Source organism: Microcoleus sp. B9-D4, assembly GCF_036705105.1.
Lineage (GTDB): Bacteria > Cyanobacteriota > Cyanobacteriia > Cyanobacteriales > Microcoleaceae > Microcoleus.
Genome location: NZ_JAUBTS010000170.1, coordinates 1 through 1,382 on the forward strand (window position 1 = coordinate 1; position 1,382 = coordinate 1,382).

Here is a 1,382-nt window from a genome sequence, read left to right on the forward strand (position 1 = left end):
CAGGGTAAGCTCATCTAATTTGGTATAAATTGTACTTGACAATGAGTCAAATAAGTGAGATGACAACAATGCCACCCAATAAAATATTTAGGAATACATTTTATGTCTCAGGGTTTTGAGATTAAATCTACCTCTGGCAAAAAAAGCTCTCTTCCTCCACTACCGCTCCCGGAAGTAGCAGAGATTCAAGATATTCAACGCCCGTTTATTAGCACATTTTGCAGATATTAAAGACCCCAGAGTCGAGCGAACTAAGAAACATCAACTCACCGATATCCTAGCAATCGCAATTTTCGCTATCATCGCCGGAGCGCAAGGGTGGGAAGACATCGAGAATTATGGCATTAGTAAAAAAAAGTGGTTAGAAGAGTTTTTGGCATTACCTTATGGCATCCCTTCCGATGACACTTTTCGTCGAGTATTTGAGTTCCTTGACCCAGAAGCATTAAATCGATGCTTTGGACGATGGGTAGAAACTCTCGTCACTAAGACAGGAGGAGAAATTATTCCCATTGATGGTAAGACAATTAGAGGTTCTTATGACCGCAATCAAGGCAAATCGGCACTTCATGTTATTAGTGCTTGGTCTTCTGAACAACGTCTTGTTTTGGCGCAGATGAAAGTGGATGATAAATCGAATGAGATCACGGCTATTCCGGCATTATTAGAGTTGCTAGACATCACGGATTCTATCATTACTATTGATGCTATGGGGACTCAAACTGAAATTGCTCAAAAGATTATTGAAAAAAAAGGAAATTATGTCCTGACACTTAAAGCTAATCATCCGACTCTCCATCATCAGGTTAAAGAATGGTTTGAGAGAGCTTCTGCACAGCAATTTTCCGGGATTGATGTCAGTTATGAGCAACGGATTGAGTCCGGTCATCATCGGCGAGAAATCCGTCAAGTTTGGTCGGTGCCAATTACGGTCATTGGTGAGCTTTACCAACCGCGATTATGGGCGGGATTAAAAAGTGTGGTCATGGTTGTTCGAGTGCGTCATCTTTGGAACAAAACTACTCGGGAAGTGCAATTCTATCTAACTTCTTTAGATAGTGATGCCCAACTTTTGGGTCGAGCCATCCGAAAACATTGGGGGATTGAAAATCAGGCTCATTGGACTTTAGATTGTACCTTTGCAGAAGATGCTTGCCGGATTCGCTCTTTCCACAGTCCCCGGAATTTGGCTGTCGCAGGACGTATTGCGCTGAATGCCCTCAACTGCGAACCTACTTACAAACGTAGTCTTCGACAAAAAATGAAACGGGCAGCTATGGATAATGATTATCTGATTCAAATTATCAGTTCTTGTTTTATTGACAAGATCTTAGATTCTTCGGATTCCTTTTGTCAAGCATGATTGAGACGCTCTTACCCTG

The 1,382-nt window shown here is 41.8% G+C and carries 1 pseudogene; it reads left to right on the forward strand.

The annotated features are described in order from the left end of the window. The first annotated feature begins 102 nt into the window (after positions 1-102). Positions 103-1,363 (forward strand): annotated as a pseudogene (locus tag QUB24_RS33390) (ISAs1 family transposase). Positions 1,364-1,382: the final 19 nt, after the last annotated feature.